The sequence below is a fragment of the Agromyces tardus genome (assembly GCF_003710805.1).
Lineage (GTDB): Bacteria > Actinomycetota > Actinomycetes > Actinomycetales > Microbacteriaceae > Agromyces > Agromyces tardus.
Map to the genome: position 1 here is coordinate 125,110 of NZ_RHHB01000006.1, position 17,962 is coordinate 143,071.

Here is a 17,962-nt window from a genome sequence, read left to right on the forward strand (position 1 = left end):
ATCGTCGAGGTCGACGATCCGCCAGGGGTCGACGGCGCTGCACGCGACGAAGGGCCGGATGCCGCGGCATCCGACCCCTCGAACCGTGATACGACGCCCTAGAAGAGCGACTTCTCGGCGAGCCAGTCCTTCGCGATCTGGTCCTCCGACTGCTGTTCGTTCACGCTCAGCGAGTTGAGCGCGACGAGTTCCTCGGGCGTGAGCGCGGCGCTGACGGTGTTGATGACCTTCGCCATCTCGTCGGTGACCTTCTCGCTCACGACGGGCACCACGTTCGAGGCGAGGAACAGGCCCTCGGGGTCCTCGAGCGTGACGAGGTCGTTCGCCTTGATGTTCGGGTCGGCGCTGTAGATGTTGACCATCTGCACCTGGTTGTCGACGAGCGCCTTGAGGGTGAGCGGGCCACCGCTGTCCTCGATCGGCGTGAATGCGACGTCGACGCCGTAGACGGACTTCAGCCCCTCCGGCCCGTACGGGCGCGTCGCGAGCTCGGAGTTGCCGCCGAGGGTGATGGAGGTCGTGACGTCCTTGAGGTCGGCGAGGCTCGTGACCCCGTTCTCCTCGGAGAACTTCTTCGTCACGTTGTACGAGTCCTGGTCGGTCGCCGGCGACTGGTCGAGCACGCGGAGCCCTTCGGGCAGCGCGCCCTCGAGCTCGGCGTAGACATCGTCGCTCGTGGTCGCCGTCGTGTCGGGCACGTAGTACTGGAGGAGGTTTCCCGTGTACTCGGGGAACACGTCGATCGCGCCGCTCTCGATCTCGGGGATGTAGACCTCGCGCTGGCCGATCCGGAACTGCCGGTCGACCGTGAAGCCGTTCGCCTCGAGTGCCTGCGCGTAGAGCTCGGCGATGATCGCGTTCGAGTAGTAGTCCTGCGAGCCGACGACGATCGTCTCCGACGAGCCGTCGCTCGCACCCGATCCGCTGTCCAGCGGATCACCCGATGCGCACCCTGCCAGGGCCACTGTCGCCCCGACCGCGACCGCTGCCAGGGCAACGAGCCGGCCTTTTCCTGCTGTGATCATTCCTGATTCCCTTCGATGATGGGTCGCCCCACGACCGCTCGGGGCCGGGTCGGCCCGGAGCGGAGCTCTGTGTTCTCTGCGGTTCGCGCGGCCCGCACGCCGGCGGGCACCGCCAGGCGCTGAGTGAGTGCGAAGCCTCCGTCGACGACGAGGGCGAGGATGATCACGAGGAGCGATCCGCCCAGCATCTCGCCGTAGTCGCGGGTCTTCAGGCCGGCGAAGATGAACCGGCCGAGCCCGAAGTCGGAAACGTACGCGGCGAGGGTCGCGGTGGCGATGATCTGGAGGGTGGCCGAGCGGATGCCGCCCACGACGATCGGGAGGCTCAGCGGAAGCTCGACCTTGCCGACGATCTGCACCTCGCGCATGCCCACGGCCCGCGCCGCGTCGACCGTGCGGCGGTCGACCGACTCGAACCCCGCGTAGGCCCCGGCGAGCAGCGGCGGGATCGCGAGGATCACGAGCGCGATGACGGGCGCCTGCAACCCGATGCCGAGCCACAGGGCGAAGAGCGTGAGCACGCCGAGGGTCGGCAGCGCGCGCAGTCCGCCCGAGACCATGACCGCCGGCTCACGGCCGCGTCCCGTGTGCCCGATCACCCCGCCGAGCGGCAGCGCGATCGCGGCCGCGATCACGAGCACGACGGCCGAGATCCACAGGTGCTCGATGATGCGCTGGGGGATGCTGCCGGCGCCCGTCCAGTTCGCCGGGTCGGTCAGCCACGCCAGTGCGTCGACGAAGAGGTTCACGAGCCCTCTCCCTGTGCTGCGAGCCGAGCGGGCGACCCGGAGGCACGCGATGCGCGGCCCCGCGTTGCGCCCGCCCGCGTCCACGGCATGAGGACGCGGCCCGCGAGCACCGCGAGCCAGTCGAGCAGGAGCGCGAGCGCGATGGTGGCCACGATGCCGGTGACGATCTCGACCTGGATGCCGCGCTGGAACCCGTCGGTGAAGAGGCTGCCCAGGCTCTGCACGCCGATCACGGCGCCGACCGTCGCGAGGCTCACCGTGCTGACGATGACCACGCGGAGCCCGGAGAGGAGCACGGGCCCGGCGAGCGGGAGCTCGACGCCCCAGAAGCGGCCCGTCGCGGAATAGCCGACCGCCGTGGCCGACTGCAGCACGTCGCGCTCCACCGCGTCGAAGGCGTCGGCGGCGGTGCGCACGATCACCGCGATGCCGTAGAGCGTGAGCGCGATCACGAGGTTCACGGGTGATCGCAGGCTCAGGCCGGTGAACGCGGGCAGCGCGATGAACAGTGCCAACGACGGGATCGCGTAGAGGAGCGCGCACAGCGACAGCAGCACGCCGCGCGACCACCGGTACCGGTGGGCGAGCCAGCCGATCGGGACGGACACCACGAAGCTCAGTATGATCGCGGGCACCGACAATGCCAGGTGCACGATGATGAGCTCGCCGACGAGGTCGAGGTTCGACCAGAGCCAGTTCACGACGTCAGGACCCCCGCCGGGCGGCCGTCGGCGTCGACCACGATGCTGCGCCCGTCGACCTCGGTGAGGTGGAGGGCGCGCTTGCCGCGGTCGGCGCCCACGAAGTCCGCGACGAACGCATCGGCGGGGTGGGCGAGGATCTCGGCGGGCGAAGCCGCCTGCGAGATCTTGCCGCCCTGCTGCATGATCACCACCTGGTCGCCGAGCAGGAACGCCTCATCGATGTCGTGCGTGACGAACACCACGGTCTTGCCCAGCTCGCCCTGCAGTCGCAGGAGCTCCTGCTGGAGCTCGGCCCGCACGATCGGGTCGACCGCGCCGAACGGCTCGTCCATGAGCAGGATGTTCGGGTCGACGGCGAGCCCCCGTGCCACGCCGACGCGCTGCTGCTGTCCGCCCGAGAGCTGGCTCGGATACCGGTCGGCGAGCGACCGGTCGAGGCCGACGGTGTCGAGCAGCTCGAGCGCGTGCGCGTGCGCCTCGCGCTTCTTGGTACCACGCAGCATCGGCACCGTCGCGACGTTGTCGATGACCTTGCGATGCGGCAGGAGCCCGGAGTTCTGCATGACGTACCCGATGCCGCGGCGCAGGCGCACGGGGTCGACCGTCGCGACATCCGTGCCGTCGATGAGCACCTGCCCGCCACTCGGGTCGACCATGCGGTTGATCATGCGCAGGAGGGTGGTCTTGCCGGAGCCCGACGACCCCACGAACACCGTGGTCTTGTGCGGCGGGATGACGATGTCGACATCGCGCACCGCGACCGTGCCATCGGGGAACTGCTTCGTGACGCCGCGGAACTCGATCATGCTGCCTCTTCCCGTGGGCTGCGCCGAGCCGGCGCGCATAGGAACAACCCAAACACGACTGCGCGCCGGGGGCAACGTGGCGAGACTGTGCGTTGCCGCAGAAGACGTCAGGCCGCGTTCGTCGCCCGGAGCGCGCCGAAGGACTCCGCGAGGTAGTCGTGCACGATGCGCTTCGCCTCGGCGAGGTACCGGGGGTCGCCGGATGCCTCGCGGGTGAACGCGCGATGGATCATCGTCTCGCCGAGCTCGATCGCGATGCCCAGGCGGAATCGCAGCTCGGGCTCGTCCTCGATGCCGAACTCGTGCACGATGAGCTTCGCCATGCGGTGCGCGAACTCGGGCTCGCCGTCGTCGGACGTCTCGCGTTCGGCAGCGTGCACGACGCTGAAACCGGGCTCCGTGCGGTACAGCTCGGCGCAGACCTCGAGTGCGACGTCGATGACGTTCCACCAGCCCTCGAGCTGCGTGCGCTCCATGGCCTCGGCCACGCGCTCGCGATACCGGCGCACCGATCGCTCCCGCAGGGAGTGCAGCACCGCGACGCGGTCGGGGAAGTAGCGGTACACGGTGCCGATCGACGCACCGGCGCGTTCGGCGACCATCTGCGTGGTCAGTCGTTCGAATCCGAGATCGTCGACGATCTCGGCGGCTGCGTCGAGCAGCGCGTCGAGTCGTTGGGTACTCCGACGTTGGGTCGGCTCGGTCCGAACCGAGCGCCGCCGCCCGTGATCGGCCCCGAGGATCAGGTCGATGTTCGGCACGGGACCTCCTCGCTTGCCGGACCACTCTACCTGTGCCCGTGAGCGTCGCCGACCAGACACGGCCGGTTTCCCCCTCCGGGGGGTGCGCATGACAGACTGAGAGGATGCCGGTGAGCTCCCCCCTTCCGGCCGGATCCAGCGCGCGACAGGTCCGGCACCGTGCCGCGCGCGTCGAGGACTGGTTCCACGACTTCCGCGAGCGGTGGGCCAGGCGGCGCGGCCATGTGCCCACGGTCGTCCCCTACACCGGCTACGGATCCACTGAGTGGGTCCGTGTCTTCTGCCGGGTACTGCTCTCCAAGCCCGTCGCCGACAGCGACTCGAAGCGCCGGCGCCGCCGCCGGGAGCAGGGCATCCGGGGCTGGCGCAGCTTCACGAGCGTCCCGGTCGGCGACGTGCCGGTCACGATCGAGGTCGCCGGCCAGCGGATCGAGGTGCTCGCCGACCGCGGCGGCGTCGTCGACACCAAGATCCCCGTGCAGCTGGAGCCGGGCTGGACGGAGGCGACGCTGCGCGCCGATGGTTCCGAGACGGTCACCGCCCCCATCTGGGTGGTCGGCCCCGACGTCGACTTCGGCATCATCTCCGATATCGACGACACGGTCATGGTCACGGCGCTCCCCCGGCCGTTCGTCGCGGCATGGAACACGTTCGTGCTCGACGAGCACGCGCGCAATCCCACGCCCGGCATGGCCGTACTCTACGAGCGGCTCGTGCGCGCCCACCCCGGCGCGCCCGTGATCTACCTGTCGACGGGCGCATGGAACGTCGCGCCGACCCTGAACCGGTTCCTCTCCCGCAACCTCTACCCGGTGGGACCGATCCTGCTCACCGACTGGGGCCCCACGCACGACCGCCTCTTCCGCAGCGGTCGCGCGCACAAGATCGAGAACCTCCGCCGCCTCGCCGAGGAGTTCCCGGGCATCCGATGGCTCCTCATCGGCGACGACGGGCAGCACGACGAGGAGCTCTACGCCTCGTTCGCGGTGGCGCATCCCGATCAGGTCGCCGCGATCGCGATCCGGGAGCTCTCCGCGGGCGAGGCGGTGCTCGCCGGCGGGCGCACGAAGGCCGAGCAGCACGGCGCGGACGTCCCGTGGGTGTCCGCGACCGACGGCGCACGCATCGCCGACCAGCTCCACGCCATCGGCCTGCTCTGACGGCAGGTGGCGTCGTCGGGCGGATGCCACGACTCGACGCCGAGCGCTCAGCGAGCGCCGATCGCCCCCGACGTGCCCGCGGCCGACGCGCGCTCGCGACGCACTCGGAGCAGGCCGCGGTTGATCTCCCGGGCCCACAGCGGGCCCCGGTAGATGAACGCCGTGTAGCCCTGCACGAGTGTGGCGCCCGCATCGATGCGCTCCTGCACGTCGGCGGCCGTCTCGACGCCCCCGACCGAGACCACGCACAGCGACTCGGGCACGTGGCGGCGGATGAGCCGCAGCACCGCGAGCGAGCGAGCCGCGAGCGGGGCGCCCGAGAGGCCGCCGGCGCCGATCGCCTCGACCTGTGCGGCCGGCGTGGACAGGCCCTCGCGCGAGATGGTCGTGTTGGTCGCGATGATGCCGTCGAGGCCGAGCCGCACGACGAGCTCGCAGATGCGCTCGATCTCCTCGTCGGCGAGGTCGGGGGCGATCTTGACGAGCAACGGCGTCGACCCCGCGGCGTCGCGCACCGCCTCGAGCAGCGGCGCGAGCGCGTCGAGCTCCTGCAGGCCCCGCAGCCCGGGGGTGTTCGGCGAGCTGACGTTGACCACGAGGTAGTCGGCGTGCGGTGCGAGCACCCGGGCGCTGCGCTCGTAGTCCGCCGTGGCGCGCTCGACGGGCGTCGCACGGCTCTTGCCGATGTTCACCCCGAGCACCGGCCGGTGCGCGCGGCGCGCCAGGCGCGAGAGGCGCCCGGCCGCGGCATCCGCCCCGCCGTTGTTGAAGCCCATGCGGTTGATGAGCGCGCGGTCGGCGAGGAGCCGGAACAGGCGCGGCCGGTCGTTGCCGGGCTGCGCGATGGCCGTGAGCGTGCCGACCTCGACGTGGCCGAACCCGAGCCGGCCGAGCCCGACGACGGCCAGGCCGTCCTTGTCGAAGCCGGCCGCGACGCCGAACGGCGAGGGGAAGCGGAGGCCGAGCGCCTCCACCTCGAGCGACGGGTCGGGGCCCGTGAAGCGCTCGACGATCGGCCCCAGGCCGAATGCCGGGAAGCGGCGGATGACGCCGAAGGCCAGGTGGTGCGCGGATTCCGGGTCCATGCGCGCGAAGAAGAGGGTGAAGAGGGCTCGATACATGCCGCTACTCCGCCGGCCGGGCCGGGAGCCGGCCGTGCTCGGCCCGGAGCTGCCCGATGGCCGCGTCGAAGTCGTCGAGCGACTCGAACGCCTGGTAGACGCTCGCGAAGCGGAGGTACGCGACCTCATCGAGCTCGCGCAACGGCGGCAGGATCGCGAGGCCGATGTCGTTCGCCTCGATCTGCGAGGCGCCGGTCGACCGGATGGTCTCCTCGACCTTCTGCGCGAGCACGGCGAGGTCGGAGTCGGTGACGGGCCGGCCCTGGCAGGCCTTCTTCACGCCGAGCACCACCTTCTCGCGGCTGAACGGCTCGACGACGCCGGAGCGCTTGATCACGACGAGGCTCGCGGTCTCGGTCGTCGAGAAGCGCCGGCCGCACTCGGGGCACTGCCGGCGGCGACGGATCGAGAGTCCGTCGTCGCTCGTGCGGGAGTCGATGACGCGCGAATCGGGGTGGCGGCAGAACGGACAGTACATGGTGTCTCCAGCGTACCGGCGCGCTCAGGCCCGGTCGCCGAACCGCGCGACCACGGCCTCGCCGTGCGCCGGCAGGTCCTCCTCGCCCGAGAGGGCCGCGATCACCGGTGCGACCTCGCGGAGCGCCGCCTCGTTGTAGCGCACCACCTGCTGCGGGCGCAGGAACGTCGCCGCCGAGAGCCCCGACGCGTACCGCGCCTGGCCGCCGGTGGGCAGCACGTGGTTGGAGCCGGCGGCGTAGTCGCCGAGGCTCACGGGCGAATACGGGCCGATGAAGATCGCCCCGGCGTTCTCGATGCGGGCGAGGGTGCCGTCGACGTCGCGCACCTGGATCTCGAGGTGCTCGGCCCCGAACGCGTTCGCGAACGCGGCCGCCTGCTCGAGGTCGTCGACGAGCACGACGGCCGACTGCGGTCCCGTGATCGACGTGCGCACGCGCTCGGCGTGCTTCGTGGCGGCGACCCGCGCCTCGAGCCGCTCGAGCACGCGCGCGGCGAACGCCTCGGAGTCGGTGACGAGCACCGCCGCGGCGAGTTCGTCGTGCTCGGCCTGGCTGACGAGGTCGGATGCCACGAAGTCGGCGTCGGCGCCGTCGTCGGCGATCACGAGGATGTCGGTGGGCCCCGCCTCGGCGTCGATGCCCGTGACGCCCTGCACGACCCGCTTCGCTGCGGCGACGAACACGTTGCCAGGGCCGGTGACGCGCTGCACCGGGTCGAGGCCGATGCCGGGCACGCCGTAGGCGAAGGCGCCGATGGCCCCGGCGCCGCCCATCGCGTAGACCTCGGTGATGCCGAGCAGCGCCGCGGCCGCGGCGATCGTGGGGTGGATGCGTCCGCCGAAGGCGGCCTGCGCCGGCGACGCGAGCGCGATCGACCGCACCCCCGCGACCTGCGCCGGCACGACGTTCATGACCACGCTCGACGGGTAGACGGCCTTGCCGCCGGGCACGTACAGGCCGACGCGCGCGACCGGCTGCCAGCGCTGCTCGACGATCGCGCCGTCGGCGAGGACGGTGCGCTCGGGTGCGGGCACCTGCGCCGCGCTCGCGGCGCGCACGCGCTCGATCGTCGATTCGAGGGCCGAGCGGATGTCGGGCGCCAGCGCCGCGAGGGCCGCCGCCAGCTCCTCGGCAGGCACCCGCACGGCCGGCGGGCGCACGCGGTCGAACCGCTCGGCCTGGTCGAGGAGCGCCGCCTCGCCGCGCTCGCGCACGTCGTCGACGAGCGCCCGCGCCGCGTCGAGCGCGGCGGAGACATCCGTCGCCGCACGCGGGATGAGGGCGAGCAGTTCGCTCGGCGAGGGACGGGAACCGCGGAGATCGAGTCGTCGAAGCATGGCGCCGTCCAGCCTAGCGAGCGCACCCGGCAACTCGCCGCGAGCCGCAGCCGCAGCTGCAGCCCGTCACGTGAGGCAGTTCGGCCCGAGCAGGCTCTTCAGCTCGCCGTAGAAGTCGGCGGTGACCGACACGGGGTACGGCAGCTCGAACACTCGCGCCGTGCGCCCCTTGGTGAGCCGCAGGCGCACCTCGGTGGCGCCCCGATGGCGGATGAGCACGTCGCCGAGGGCCGAGATCGTGTCGGTCGTCGCGCGCACGTCGGGCAGCGAGATGACGACCGGCCCGGATTCGTCGCCCTGGCCGAGCTCGGGCGAGAACACGCTGTACGCGTGCAGGTTCATGCCGTCGTCGCGCAGGCTCACGCGACCGCGCACGACGACGATCGAGTCGCTCTGCAGGCCCGGCGCGAACTCCTGGTACGCCTTGCCCATGAACATCACGGTGATCTCGCCCGAGAAGTCCTCGACCTGGATCATGCCGTACTGGTTGCCGCTCTGTCGGGCGACGCGATGCTGCACGCTCGTGACGAGCCCGGCGATCGTGACGGTGTCGCCGTCCTGCGTCGCGTCGGATGAGACGAGCTCGGTGATCGTCGTCGACGCGTGCTTCGCGAGCGGCGCCTCGAGGCCCGCGAGCGGGTGGTCGGAGACGTAGAGTCCGAGCATCTCGCGCTCGAACGCGAGCTTGTCGCGCTTGGCCCACTCGGGCCGGTCGGGCACGAGCGACGGCGCATCCGCCTTCTCGTGCTCCTCGAAGAGGCTGTCGAAGTCGAAGCCCACGTCGCCGTGCTCCTCGGCGCGCTTCTCCTTCACCACGGACTCCACGGCGCTCTCGTGGATCTCGACGAGCGCCCGCCGCGTGTGCCCGAGCGAGTCGAACGCGCCCGCCTTCACGAGCGACTCGACGGTGCGCTTGTTCGCGACCTGGATCGGCGACTTCTTGAGGAAGTCGTGGAACGACTCGAACCGGCCCTTCTGCTCGCGGGCGGCGCGGATCGCGTCGACCACGTTGAAGCCCACGTTGCGCACCGCGCCGAGGCCGAAGCGGATGTCGTCGCCGACGGCCGCGAAGTAGCCGATCGACTCGTTGACGTCGGGCGGGAGCACCTTGATGCCCATGCGCCGGCACTCGTTGAGGTAGAGCGCGAGCTTGTCGCGCGCGTCGCCGACGCTCGTGAGCAGGGCGGCCATGTACTCGGCCGGGAAGTGCGCCTTGAGGTACGCCGTCCAGTAGCTCAGCACGCCGTAGGCGGCCGAGTGGGCCTTGTTGAACGCGTAGTCGGAGAACGGCAGCAGGATGTCCCAGAGCGTCTTGATCGCGGCATCCGAGTAGCCGTTCGCCTTCATGCCGCCCGAGAAGCCCTCGTACTGCTTGTCGAGCTCGGATTTCTTCTTCTTGCCCATCGCGCGGCGCAGGATGTCGGCCTGGCCGAGCGAGAAGCCGGCGACGCGCTGCGCGATCGCCATCACCTGCTCCTGGTAGATGATGAGGCCGTAGCTCGTGTCGAGGATGTCCCTCAGGGCCTCCTCGAGCTCGGGGTGGATCGGCGTGATCGGCTGCAGCCCGTTCTTGCGCAGCGCGTAGTTGATGTGCGAGTTCGCGCCCATGGGCCCCGGGCGGTAGAGCGCGATGACGGCCGAGATGTCCTCGAAGTTGTCGGGCTTCATCTGGCGCAGGAGCGACCGCATGGGACCGCCGTCGAGCTGGAACACGCCGAGCGTGTCGCCGCGTGCGAGGAGGTCGTAGGCGGGCTGGTCGTCGAGCGCCAGGTCTTCGAGCACGGGTCGGAAGCCACGGTTCGCCTCGATGTTGTCGAGGGCGTCGTCGATGATCGTGAGGTTGCGCAGCCCGAGGAAGTCCATCTTGATGAGGCCGAGGGCCTCGCATGCCGGGTAGTCGAACTGCGTGACGATCTGGCCGTCCTGCTCCCGCTTCATGATCGGGATGATGTCGATGAGCGGATCGCTCGACATGATGACGCCGGCGGCGTGCACGCCCCACTGGCGCTTGAGGTTCTCGAGCCCGAGCGCCGTCTCGAAGACCGTCTTCGCCTCGGGGTCGGTCTCGATGATCGCCCGGATGTCGCCCGCCTCCTTGTAGCGCGGGTGGTCCTTGTCGACGATGCCCGACAGCGGAATGTCCTTGCCCATGATGGCCGGGGGCATCGCCTTGGTGAGCTTCTCCCCCATGCCGAACGGGAAGCCGAGCACGCGCGACGAGTCCTTCAGTGCCTGCTTCGCCTTGATCGTGCCGTACGTGACGATCTGGGCCACCCGCTCGTCGCCGTACTTCTCGGTGACGTAGCGGATGACCTCGCCGCGACGACGCTCGTCGAAGTCCACGTCGAAGTCGGGCATGGAGACGCGGTCGGGGTTGAGGAACCGCTCGAAGATGAGGCCGTGCTGCAGCGGGTCGAGGTCCGTGATGCGCATGGCGTACGCCGCCATCGATCCTGCGCCCGAGCCGCGCCCGGGCCCGACGCGGATGCCGTTGTTCTTCGACCAGTTGATGAAGTCGGCGACGACGAGGAAGTAGCCGGGGAATCCCATCTGGCTGATGACGCCGACCTCGTAGTCGGCCTGCTTGCGCACCTCATCGGGGATGCCGTTGGGGTAGCGGACGTGGAGGCCGCGTTCGACCTCCTTGACGAACCAGCTCTCCTCGCTCTCGCCCTCGGGCACGGGGAAGCGGGGCATGTAGTTGGCGCTCGTGTTGAACCGCACATCGGCGCGCTCGGCGATGAGCAGGGTGTTGTCGCACGCCTCCGGGTGATCGCGGAAGAGGTGGCGCATCTCGGCAGCCGACTTGAGGTAGAACTCGTCGGCGTCGAACTTGAACCGGTTGGGGTCGTCGAGCGTCGACCCCGACTGCACGCACAGGAGCGCCGCGTGGCTCTTCGCGTCGTGCGCGTGCGTGTAATGCAGGTCGTTCGTGGCGACGAGCGGCAGGTCGAGCTGCTTCGCGAGGCGGAGCAGGTCGTCCATGATGCGCTTCTCGATGCCGAGCCCGTGGTCCATGATCTCGGCGAAGTAGTTCTCCCGGCCGAAGATGTCGCGGTACTCGGATGCCGCCCGCACGGCCTCGTCGTACTGGCCGAGCCGCAGCCGGGTCTGCACCTCGCCCGACGGGCAGCCCGTCGTGGCGATGAGGCCCGCGGAGTACTGCTGCAGGATCTCGCGGTCCATGCGGGGCTTGAAGTAGTACCCCTCGATCGACGCGAGGCTCGAGAGGCGGAAGAGGTTGTGCATGCCCTCGGTGGTCTCGGAGAGCAGCGTCATGTGCGTGTACGCACCGGACCCCGAGACGTCGTCGCCGCCGCCGTTGCCCCAGCGCACGCGCGTCTTGTCGCTGCGGTGCGTGCCGGGCGTGAGGTAGGCCTCGGTGCCGATGATCGGCTTGAGCCCCGCGTCGGTCGCCTGCTTCCAGAAGTCGTAGGCGCCGAACACGTTGCCGTGGTCGGTGACGGCCACGGCGGGCATGCCCTCGCCCTGCGCGGCCTTCACCAGTTCACCGACGCGGGCGGCACCGTCGAGCATCGAGTACTCGCTGTGCACGTGCAGGTGGACGAAGGAATCGGTGGCCACTGGGCTCCTCATCGGGGGTGCTGCGAGGTCGTCTGGGGGTCTTCAAAGTGTAGGGCGAGCCACCCACAGGGAGGCACCCGGACGCGCGGGATCGGCGCTCGAGCCGAGGCGCGTCAGTCGCCGCGCAACGCGTCGAGCGCGTGCTGCAGGTCGGCCGGGTACTCCGACTCGAACACGCTCCACGCGCCGTCGGCGGGGTGCGCGAACTCGAGCCGCCGGGCGTGCAGCCACTGCCGCTCGAGTCCCAGCCGCGCGCTCAGGGCCGGGTCGGCGCCGTACATGGCGTCGCCGGCGCACGGATGCCGCTGCGCCGCCATGTGCACCCGGATCTGGTGGGTGCGTCCCGTCTCGAGGTGGATCTCGAGCAGCGACGCGTAGGGGAACGCCTCGAGCGTCTCGTAGTGGGTGACGGCGTGCTTGCCCGCCGCGGTCACGGCGAACTTCCACTCCGAGCGCGGATGCCGCCCGACGGGCGCATCGATCGTGCCGCTGAGCGGATCGGGGTGCCCCTGCACGACGGCGTGGTAGATCTTCTCGACCTCGCGGTCGTGGAACTGGCGCTTCAGCTCCGTGTAGGCGCGCTCGGACTTCGCGACGACCATGAGCCCGCTCGTGCCGGCGTCGAGGCGGTGCACGACGCCCTGTCGCTCGGGAGCGCCCGACGTCGAGATGCGGAACCCTGCGGCCGCGAGGGCGCCCACGACGGTCGGTCCGTCCCACCCCTGCGAGGGATGGGCGGCCACGCCGGCTGGCTTGTCGACCACCACGAGGTCGTCGTCGTCGTGGACGATGCCCAGTTCGGGCACGGCGATGGGCTCGATCTCGAGCGCACGCGGCGGCTGCCAGCTCACCTCGAGCCAGGAGCCGCTGCGCAGTCGGTCGGACTTGTCCGCCACGGAGCCGTCGAGGAGCACGCCGCCCGCAGTGGCGACGTCGGCCGCCATCGTGCGCGAGAACCCGAGGAGCTTCGCGAGCCCCGCGTCGACGCGCACGCCGTCGAGGCCGTCGGGGACGGGAAGGGCGCGGTGCTCCACGTCAGGACTCGTGGGCGAGCTCGGCGCCCGCGGCCGGACGCTGCGTTCCGCGCAGCTCCGTGGGCGGCGGAGTGCCGGTGACCGTGCCCGCGGCATCCGCAGTGCCCTCGTCGCGCTTCGGCTCGCGCACCTGGCGGGTGCCGTCGAGGCCGACGCCGCGGATGGTGAGGATCATGAAGAGCACCATGCTCGACACGATCGCCATGTCGGCGACGTTGTAGATGGCGGGGATGAGCCACGGCGTCGAGATGAAGTCGATCACGTGCCCCACGCCGAACCCCGGCTCGCGCAGCAGGCGATCGGTGAGATTGCCCAGCACGCCTCCGAGCAGCAGCCCGAACACCAGGGCCCATGCGATCGAGCGGATGCGACGGGCGAACCACGCGATGAACGTGATCACGCCGGCCGCGAGGATCGTGAAGATCCAGGTCATGCCGCTCGCGAGGGAGAACGCCGCACCGGGGTTGCGCACGAACTGCCACTGCAGCACGTTGCCCAGCACCGGCACGACGTCGCCCTCGGTCAGGTTGGTGACGACGAGGTACTTCGCGAACTGGTCGAGACCGTACACCAGGATGGCGGCGCCGGCGAGGACCAGGAGGGCGGTGGTGCCGACCTTCGCGGCCCGCTCAGCCGCCAAAGCCCTGGAAGGTCGGCGCGGGCGCCTGCTCGTTGCTCAGGCCCGATGCGCCGACCGGCGCCGAGAACCCCTGGTTGCCCGAGACCTGCACGGGAGCGGCGGTGTCGAGCTCGCGCAGCTGGCCCTCGATGTAGCTCTTGAGCTTCGCACGGTAGTCGCGCTCGAAGACGCGCAGCTCGTCGACCCGCTTCTCGAGCGCGACGCGCTCCTGGTCGAGGATGCTCATCTGCGCACGCGACTTCGCCTCAGCCTCGGCGACGACGCGCGCTGCGGTGGCGTGACCCTCGGCGATGAGTGCGTCGCGCTTCTCGACGCCTTCGCGCACGTGCTCCTCGTGGAGGCGACGTGCGAGCTGCAGCAGGTTCGTGGTGCTGGTCTGCTCATCGAGCTCCGACTGGGCCGACGGCGCCTGCGCGGGCACGGCCACGGTGGGCGGGGCCGCTGCGGGCTCGGCGTACACGGGCACGGGTGCCGGTGCGGCGGCCGGTGCCGATGCGGCCTCGGAGGCGCGAGCCTCGGCCGCGGAGAGGCGCTGGCGCAGCTCCTCGTTCTCCTGGTTCAGCCGGCGGAGCTCGACCACCACCTCGTCGAGGAAGTCATCGACCTCGTCCTGGTCGTAGCCCTCCCGGAACTTCGTCGCCTGGAAGCGCTTGTTGACCACATCTTCCGGAGTTAGCGCCATGGCTTCCCACCCTCAAATCTGTCGAACTGTTCGATCACGTTCAGCTAACGGTAGCAAAGAGAACCTCACGGATGCAGCGGAGATGCGCCGGGGGCGATCCTCGCAGGACATCGTCAGGCTGTGGCCGCCGCACTCGCGGCGAGCCAGGACACCACGGTCATCGCGACGATGACCACGAGCATGGCCAGGCTCCAGGCCAGGTCGAGCGCCACCTGTCCGATGCGGATCGGCGGCACGAGACGGCGGAAGAACCGCACGAGCGGGTCCGTCACGGTGTAGACGCCCTCGACGAGCACGAGCATGAATCCATGCGGGCGCCACGCGCGATTGAAGGTGCGTACGAGGTCCAGCACGAACCTCGCCCACATCACGAAGAAGTAGACGAGGAGGATCGTGTAGACGATGTTCCAGACGATCGCCACGGTCTGGCGCTACGAGTGCGAGAAGAACGAGGCGTCGACGTCGCCGTCGGCGTCGCCGGTCTCCCCCGAGACCACCACGTGCGCCGGCGAGAGCAGGAAGACCTTGCTCGTGACGCGCTCGATCTTGCCGTACAGGCCCTGTGAGAGTCCGCTCGCGAAGTCGATGAGCCGGCGGGCGTCGCCGTCGGACATCTGCGAGAGGTTGATGATGACGGGCACGCCCTCCCGGAACGACTCCGCGATCACCTGGGCGTCTCGATACTGGCGCGGGTGCACCGTGAGGATCTCGTTCATCTCCGCCTGCGGGGGTGTCGGTTGCACGTGGTGCTTTCGGAGCGGCGTCACCGCGGCGCCGCCCCCCTTGGGGGCGGGTGCCGGAGCCGCGTGCACGATGGGCGCCGGCGGGGCCGGCTGCGTCTCGGGCTCGAGCTCCTCGTCGGCCAGGCCGAGGTACACCATGGTCTTCTTGAGCGGGTTTGACATCGCTGCCTCCGTCACTTCGTCCGTCTCTTCGAGGCTAGCCTCATGCCGGTCGATTCCCGGTGATTGCGGTGCCGATCCGCAGGTGTGTCGCACCCTCCAAGATCGCCTCGCGATAGTCGTGGGACATCCCCATGGACAGCGCCCCCGCGCCCGGTGCGAGGCGCTGCACGCGCTCCGAGAGCGTGCGCGCCCTCGCGAACGCGGCGCGGGGCGGTTCGCCGAGCGGCGCGACCGCCATCAGCCCGAGCAACCGCAGTCCGGGCGTGTCGAGCACGTGCTCCACGAGCGGCTCGAGGTGCTCCGGCTGCGCGCCGCCGCGTCCCGGATCGTCGGTGAGGTTCACCTGCACGAAGCAGTCGACGGATGCCTCCTCGGAGCGCAGCGCGTCGACGAGACCGACGCGGTCGACCGAGTGGATGACCGACGCGTAGGCGCGCACCTGCCGTGCCTTCTTGCTCTGGAGTTGGCCGACGAAGTGCCAGCGGAGGCCGAGGTGCGCGAGCTCCGCAGCCTTGGCCTGCGCCTCCTGGTGCCGGTTCTCGCCCACGTCGGTGACGCCGAGCTCGGCGAGCTGCGCGATCAGCGACACGGGCTGGAACTTCGTCACGACGATGGTCGTGATGCCGGCCGGATCGCGTCCGGCCTCGGCCGCGGCATCCGCGATGCCCACGCGCACGGATGCGAGCCGGGTGGCGAGGTCGCTCACGCGACTCGCCCCCGGCTGCGACGCACCCGGATCACTTGAGGAAATCGGGGATGTCGAGATCGTCGTCGGCGTCGGCGAACGCGGGGTCGGAGACGATCTGGTCCGCGGTCGAGGTGCCCGCCTCGCCCCAGTTCGCCGTCTCGACGAGCTCGTCGATGTCGATCTCGCTGAGCGACTCGTGCGCGGGCTCGTCCCCGATCGACGAGCCGCCCGAGGACGATCCGACCGAGGCGCCGACCGTCGCCGGCACGAAGTTCGTGCGCCGGGCCTCCACGGGCTGCTTCGTGCCGGGCTCGCCGCCGTCGAAGCCCGCGGCGATGACCGTGACGCGCACCTCGTCTCCGAGGGTGTCGTCGATGACCGCGCCGAAGATGATGTTCGCCTCGGGGTGCACGGCCTCCTGCACGAGGCGCGCGGCGTCGTTGATCTCGAAGATGCCGAGGTTCGAGCCGCCCTGGATCGACAGCAGCACGCCGTGCGCGCCGTCGATCGAGGCCTCGAGCAGCGGGCTCGCGACCGCGAGCTCGGCGGCCTTGATGGCGCGGTCGGCGCCGCGGGAGGAGCCGATGCCCATGAGCGCGGAGCCGGCGCCCTGCATGACGGACTTGACGTCGGCGAAGTCGAGGTTGATGAGGCCGGGCGTCGTGATGAGGTCGGTGATGCCCTGCACACCGGCGAGGAGCACCTGGTCGGCCGTGGCGAACGCCTCGAGCATCGAGATGCCGCGGTCGCTGATCTCGAGCAGCCGGTCGTTGGGCACGACGATGAGGGTGTCGACCTCCTCCTTCAGTCGCGCGACGCCCTGCTCGGCCTGCGTCTGCCGGCGCTTGCCCTCGAAGCCGAAGGGCTTCGTGACGACGCCGATCGTGAGGGCGCCGATGGACTTCGCGATGCGGGCGACGACGGGCGCGCCGCCCGTTCCCGTGCCACCGCCCTCGCCCGCGGTGACGAAGACCATGTCGGCGCCCGCGAGGGCCTCCTCGATCTCCTCGGCGTGATCCTCGGCGGCACGACGGCCGACCTCCGGGTCGGCGCCCGCGCCCAACCCACGGGTCAGGTCGCGGCCGACGTCGAGCTTGACGTCGGCGTCGCTCATGAGCAGCGCCTGCGCGTCGGTGTTGATCGCGATGAATTCGACTCCGCGGAGTCCGAGCTCGATCATGCGGTTGACGGCGTTGACGCCGCCACCGCCGATGCCGACGACCTTGATGACGGCGAGGTAGTTCTGGTTAGTCGACAATTTCCGGCCCTCCGTGCGAACTCTGAACTCTGAACCTCGAGTTGAAGGTTAAAGTTTTGCCGAGTATGCAATTCCTGATCCGAAGGTATGGCGGATGCCTCCGCCCTCCCCCTCGGCACGCCCGCGTGTCGCGAATCCGAACCGGCATCCGTCGGCGGTCGCGCACCCGGCAGCGGGCGCGCAGAGCGCACGAACGCGCGCGAGCCGTCACTCGGTGACAGGACTCATGGGCGCCGACACGTCGTAGCGCGACACCTCGTCGGGCGGCGCCGCCCGCATGAGCGCGGCGAGCACGTCGGCCTTGAGGCGCGAGTCCTCGGCGCTCCCCCACACGACGTTCGCGCCGCCGACGAGGTCGAAGCGCACGTCGTCGGCCGTCGCCGCGGTCACGCGCTCGAGCTGGGCGCGCACGTCGGCGGGAAGGCTGCGCACGACCGCCGCGACGGCCCGGAACCCCTCGCCGCCGACGCCGCCCTCCGCCTCGATGAGCGGCATCCCGTCGGGTCGCGTCTCGGGGCGGTCGATCACGACCCCCGCGGCGTCGACGAGCTCGAGCCCGCGAGCCGTGTCGACCACGCCCACGGGGGTGCGCTCCACGATGCGCACGACGAGCGTGCCCGGCGGGATGGTCTCGGTGGAGTACGTCTCGATGAGCGGGAAGTCGGCGAGCGATCGGTGCACGTCGTCGGAGCTGATGAGCGGCAGGGGCGTGCCCAGCTCGTCGGCGAACGCCGCGGTGAGCTGCGCGACCGGGATGCGGTTCGCCCCCTCGACCCGCACCTCGCGCAGCGCCATGAGCGGCGTGTACGCGGCGACGACGACGAGCACGACGAGCACGACGATCGAGCCCAGACCGACGATCCACGCCATGCGGCGCATGCGGCTGCGCTTCGTGAAGCGCCGCACCTCCTGCTTCTCGTAGCGCCGCCGCTCGCGTGCCGCAGCCGCGACGGCCCGGCGCGCCGCACGCTCGTCGGACGGCGCCGCGGCACCGCCCCCGCCCGGCGTGGCCGCCGCGTCCGACGGCG

At 70.6% G+C, this 17,962-nt stretch carries 18 protein-coding genes; 1 reads left to right on the forward strand and 17 read right to left on the reverse strand.

Going from position 1 to position 17,962, the window contains the following annotated elements; all coding sequences use genetic code 11:
* Nucleotides 1-98: 98 nt before the first annotated feature.
* The 5 genes from EDM22_RS06100 to EDM22_RS06120 all read right to left on the reverse strand — a co-directional run bounded on the left by EDM22_RS06100 (nt 99) and on the right by EDM22_RS06120 (nt 4,045).
* Complete coding sequence (locus EDM22_RS06100) at nt 99-1,025, reverse strand: ABC transporter substrate-binding protein (RefSeq protein WP_122936169.1); 927 nt, start codon at nt 1,023-1,025, stop codon at nt 99-101.
* Nucleotides 1,022-1,774: an ABC transporter permease gene (locus tag EDM22_RS06105; RefSeq protein ID WP_122936170.1), complete on the reverse strand. Its 753-nt coding sequence runs from the start codon at nt 1,772-1,774 to the stop codon at nt 1,022-1,024. The genes EDM22_RS06100 and EDM22_RS06105 overlap by 4 nt, the downstream gene beginning before the upstream one ends.
* Nucleotides 1,771-2,475, reverse strand: coding sequence for an ABC transporter permease (locus EDM22_RS06110; protein WP_122936171.1), 705 nt, complete (start codon nt 2,473-2,475; stop codon nt 1,771-1,773). Before EDM22_RS06110 ends, EDM22_RS06105 begins: the two co-directional genes overlap by 4 nt.
* Nucleotides 2,472-3,284: an ABC transporter ATP-binding protein gene (locus EDM22_RS06115; protein WP_122936172.1), complete on the reverse strand. Its 813-nt coding sequence runs from the start codon at nt 3,282-3,284 to the stop codon at nt 2,472-2,474. The genes EDM22_RS06110 and EDM22_RS06115 overlap by 4 nt, the downstream gene beginning before the upstream one ends.
* A 107-nt stretch (nt 3,285-3,391) precedes the next feature.
* Nucleotides 3,392-4,045, reverse strand: coding sequence for a TetR/AcrR family transcriptional regulator (locus tag EDM22_RS06120; RefSeq protein WP_170964035.1), 654 nt, complete (start codon nt 4,043-4,045; stop codon nt 3,392-3,394).
* 104 nt (nt 4,046-4,149) lie between these two features.
* Between EDM22_RS06120 and EDM22_RS06125 the strand changes: the two genes are divergently transcribed.
* Nucleotides 4,150-5,205, forward strand: a complete 1,056-nt coding sequence (locus EDM22_RS06125; protein WP_122936174.1) for an App1 family protein phosphatidate phosphatase — start codon at nt 4,150-4,152, stop codon at nt 5,203-5,205.
* Nucleotides 5,206-5,252: 47 nt separating this feature from the next.
* Here the strand turns inward: EDM22_RS06125 and EDM22_RS06130 are convergent, their stop codons facing one another.
* From EDM22_RS06130 to EDM22_RS06185, 12 genes are all read right to left on the reverse strand, one after another.
* Complete coding sequence (locus tag EDM22_RS06130) at nt 5,253-6,326, reverse strand: quinone-dependent dihydroorotate dehydrogenase (protein ID WP_122936175.1); 1,074 nt, start codon at nt 6,324-6,326, stop codon at nt 5,253-5,255.
* A gap of 4 nt (nt 6,327-6,330) precedes the next feature.
* Nucleotides 6,331-6,804 carry a transcriptional regulator NrdR gene (gene nrdR / locus EDM22_RS06135; protein ID WP_122936176.1) on the reverse strand — a complete coding sequence of 158 codons (474 nt, stop codon included), beginning with the start codon at nt 6,802-6,804 and terminating at the stop codon, nt 6,331-6,333.
* 24 nt (nt 6,805-6,828) lie between these two features.
* The gene (hisD, locus tag EDM22_RS06140; protein ID WP_122936177.1) at nt 6,829-8,142 is read right to left on the reverse strand and encodes a histidinol dehydrogenase; all 1,314 of its coding nucleotides are present in this window, start codon (nt 8,140-8,142) and stop codon (nt 6,829-6,831) included.
* Between the two features lie 66 nt (nt 8,143-8,208).
* Nucleotides 8,209-11,739 carry a DNA polymerase III subunit alpha gene (dnaE, locus tag EDM22_RS06145; protein WP_122936178.1) on the reverse strand — a complete coding sequence of 1,177 codons (3,531 nt, stop codon included), beginning with the start codon at nt 11,737-11,739 and terminating at the stop codon, nt 8,209-8,211.
* A gap of 101 nt (nt 11,740-11,840) precedes the next feature.
* Nucleotides 11,841-12,761 carry an RluA family pseudouridine synthase gene (locus EDM22_RS06150; RefSeq protein ID WP_122936179.1) on the reverse strand — a complete coding sequence of 307 codons (921 nt, stop codon included), beginning with the start codon at nt 12,759-12,761 and terminating at the stop codon, nt 11,841-11,843.
* 1 nt (nt 12,762) lies between these two features.
* Entirely contained in the window at nt 12,763-13,401 is a 639-nt protein-coding gene (lspA, locus tag EDM22_RS06155) for a signal peptidase II (RefSeq protein ID WP_122936180.1), read from the reverse strand.
* Complete coding sequence (locus EDM22_RS06160; RefSeq protein ID WP_122936181.1) at nt 13,391-14,083, reverse strand: DivIVA domain-containing protein; 693 nt, start codon at nt 14,081-14,083, stop codon at nt 13,391-13,393. The genes lspA and EDM22_RS06160 overlap by 11 nt, the downstream gene beginning before the upstream one ends.
* Nucleotides 14,084-14,196: 113 nt before the next feature.
* Nucleotides 14,197-14,505 (reverse strand): YggT family protein, encoded by a 309-nt coding sequence (locus tag EDM22_RS06165; RefSeq protein ID WP_122936182.1) that lies wholly within the window; start codon nt 14,503-14,505, stop codon nt 14,197-14,199.
* A 9-nt stretch (nt 14,506-14,514) separates the two neighbouring features.
* Nucleotides 14,515-14,988 carry a cell division protein SepF gene (locus EDM22_RS06170; protein ID WP_122936183.1) on the reverse strand — a complete coding sequence of 158 codons (474 nt, stop codon included), beginning with the start codon at nt 14,986-14,988 and terminating at the stop codon, nt 14,515-14,517.
* Between the two features lie 40 nt (nt 14,989-15,028).
* Nucleotides 15,029-15,694, reverse strand: a complete 666-nt coding sequence (locus EDM22_RS06175; protein WP_122936184.1) for a YggS family pyridoxal phosphate-dependent enzyme — start codon at nt 15,692-15,694, stop codon at nt 15,029-15,031.
* A 31-nt stretch (nt 15,695-15,725) separates the two neighbouring features.
* The gene (gene ftsZ / locus EDM22_RS06180) at nt 15,726-16,934 is read right to left on the reverse strand and encodes a cell division protein FtsZ (RefSeq protein ID WP_122936185.1); all 1,209 of its coding nucleotides are present in this window, start codon (nt 16,932-16,934) and stop codon (nt 15,726-15,728) included.
* Between the two features lie 207 nt (nt 16,935-17,141).
* Nucleotides 17,142-17,962: cell division protein FtsQ/DivIB (locus tag EDM22_RS06185; protein WP_122936186.1), on the reverse strand; the 821-nt coding region annotated here is incomplete at its 5' end.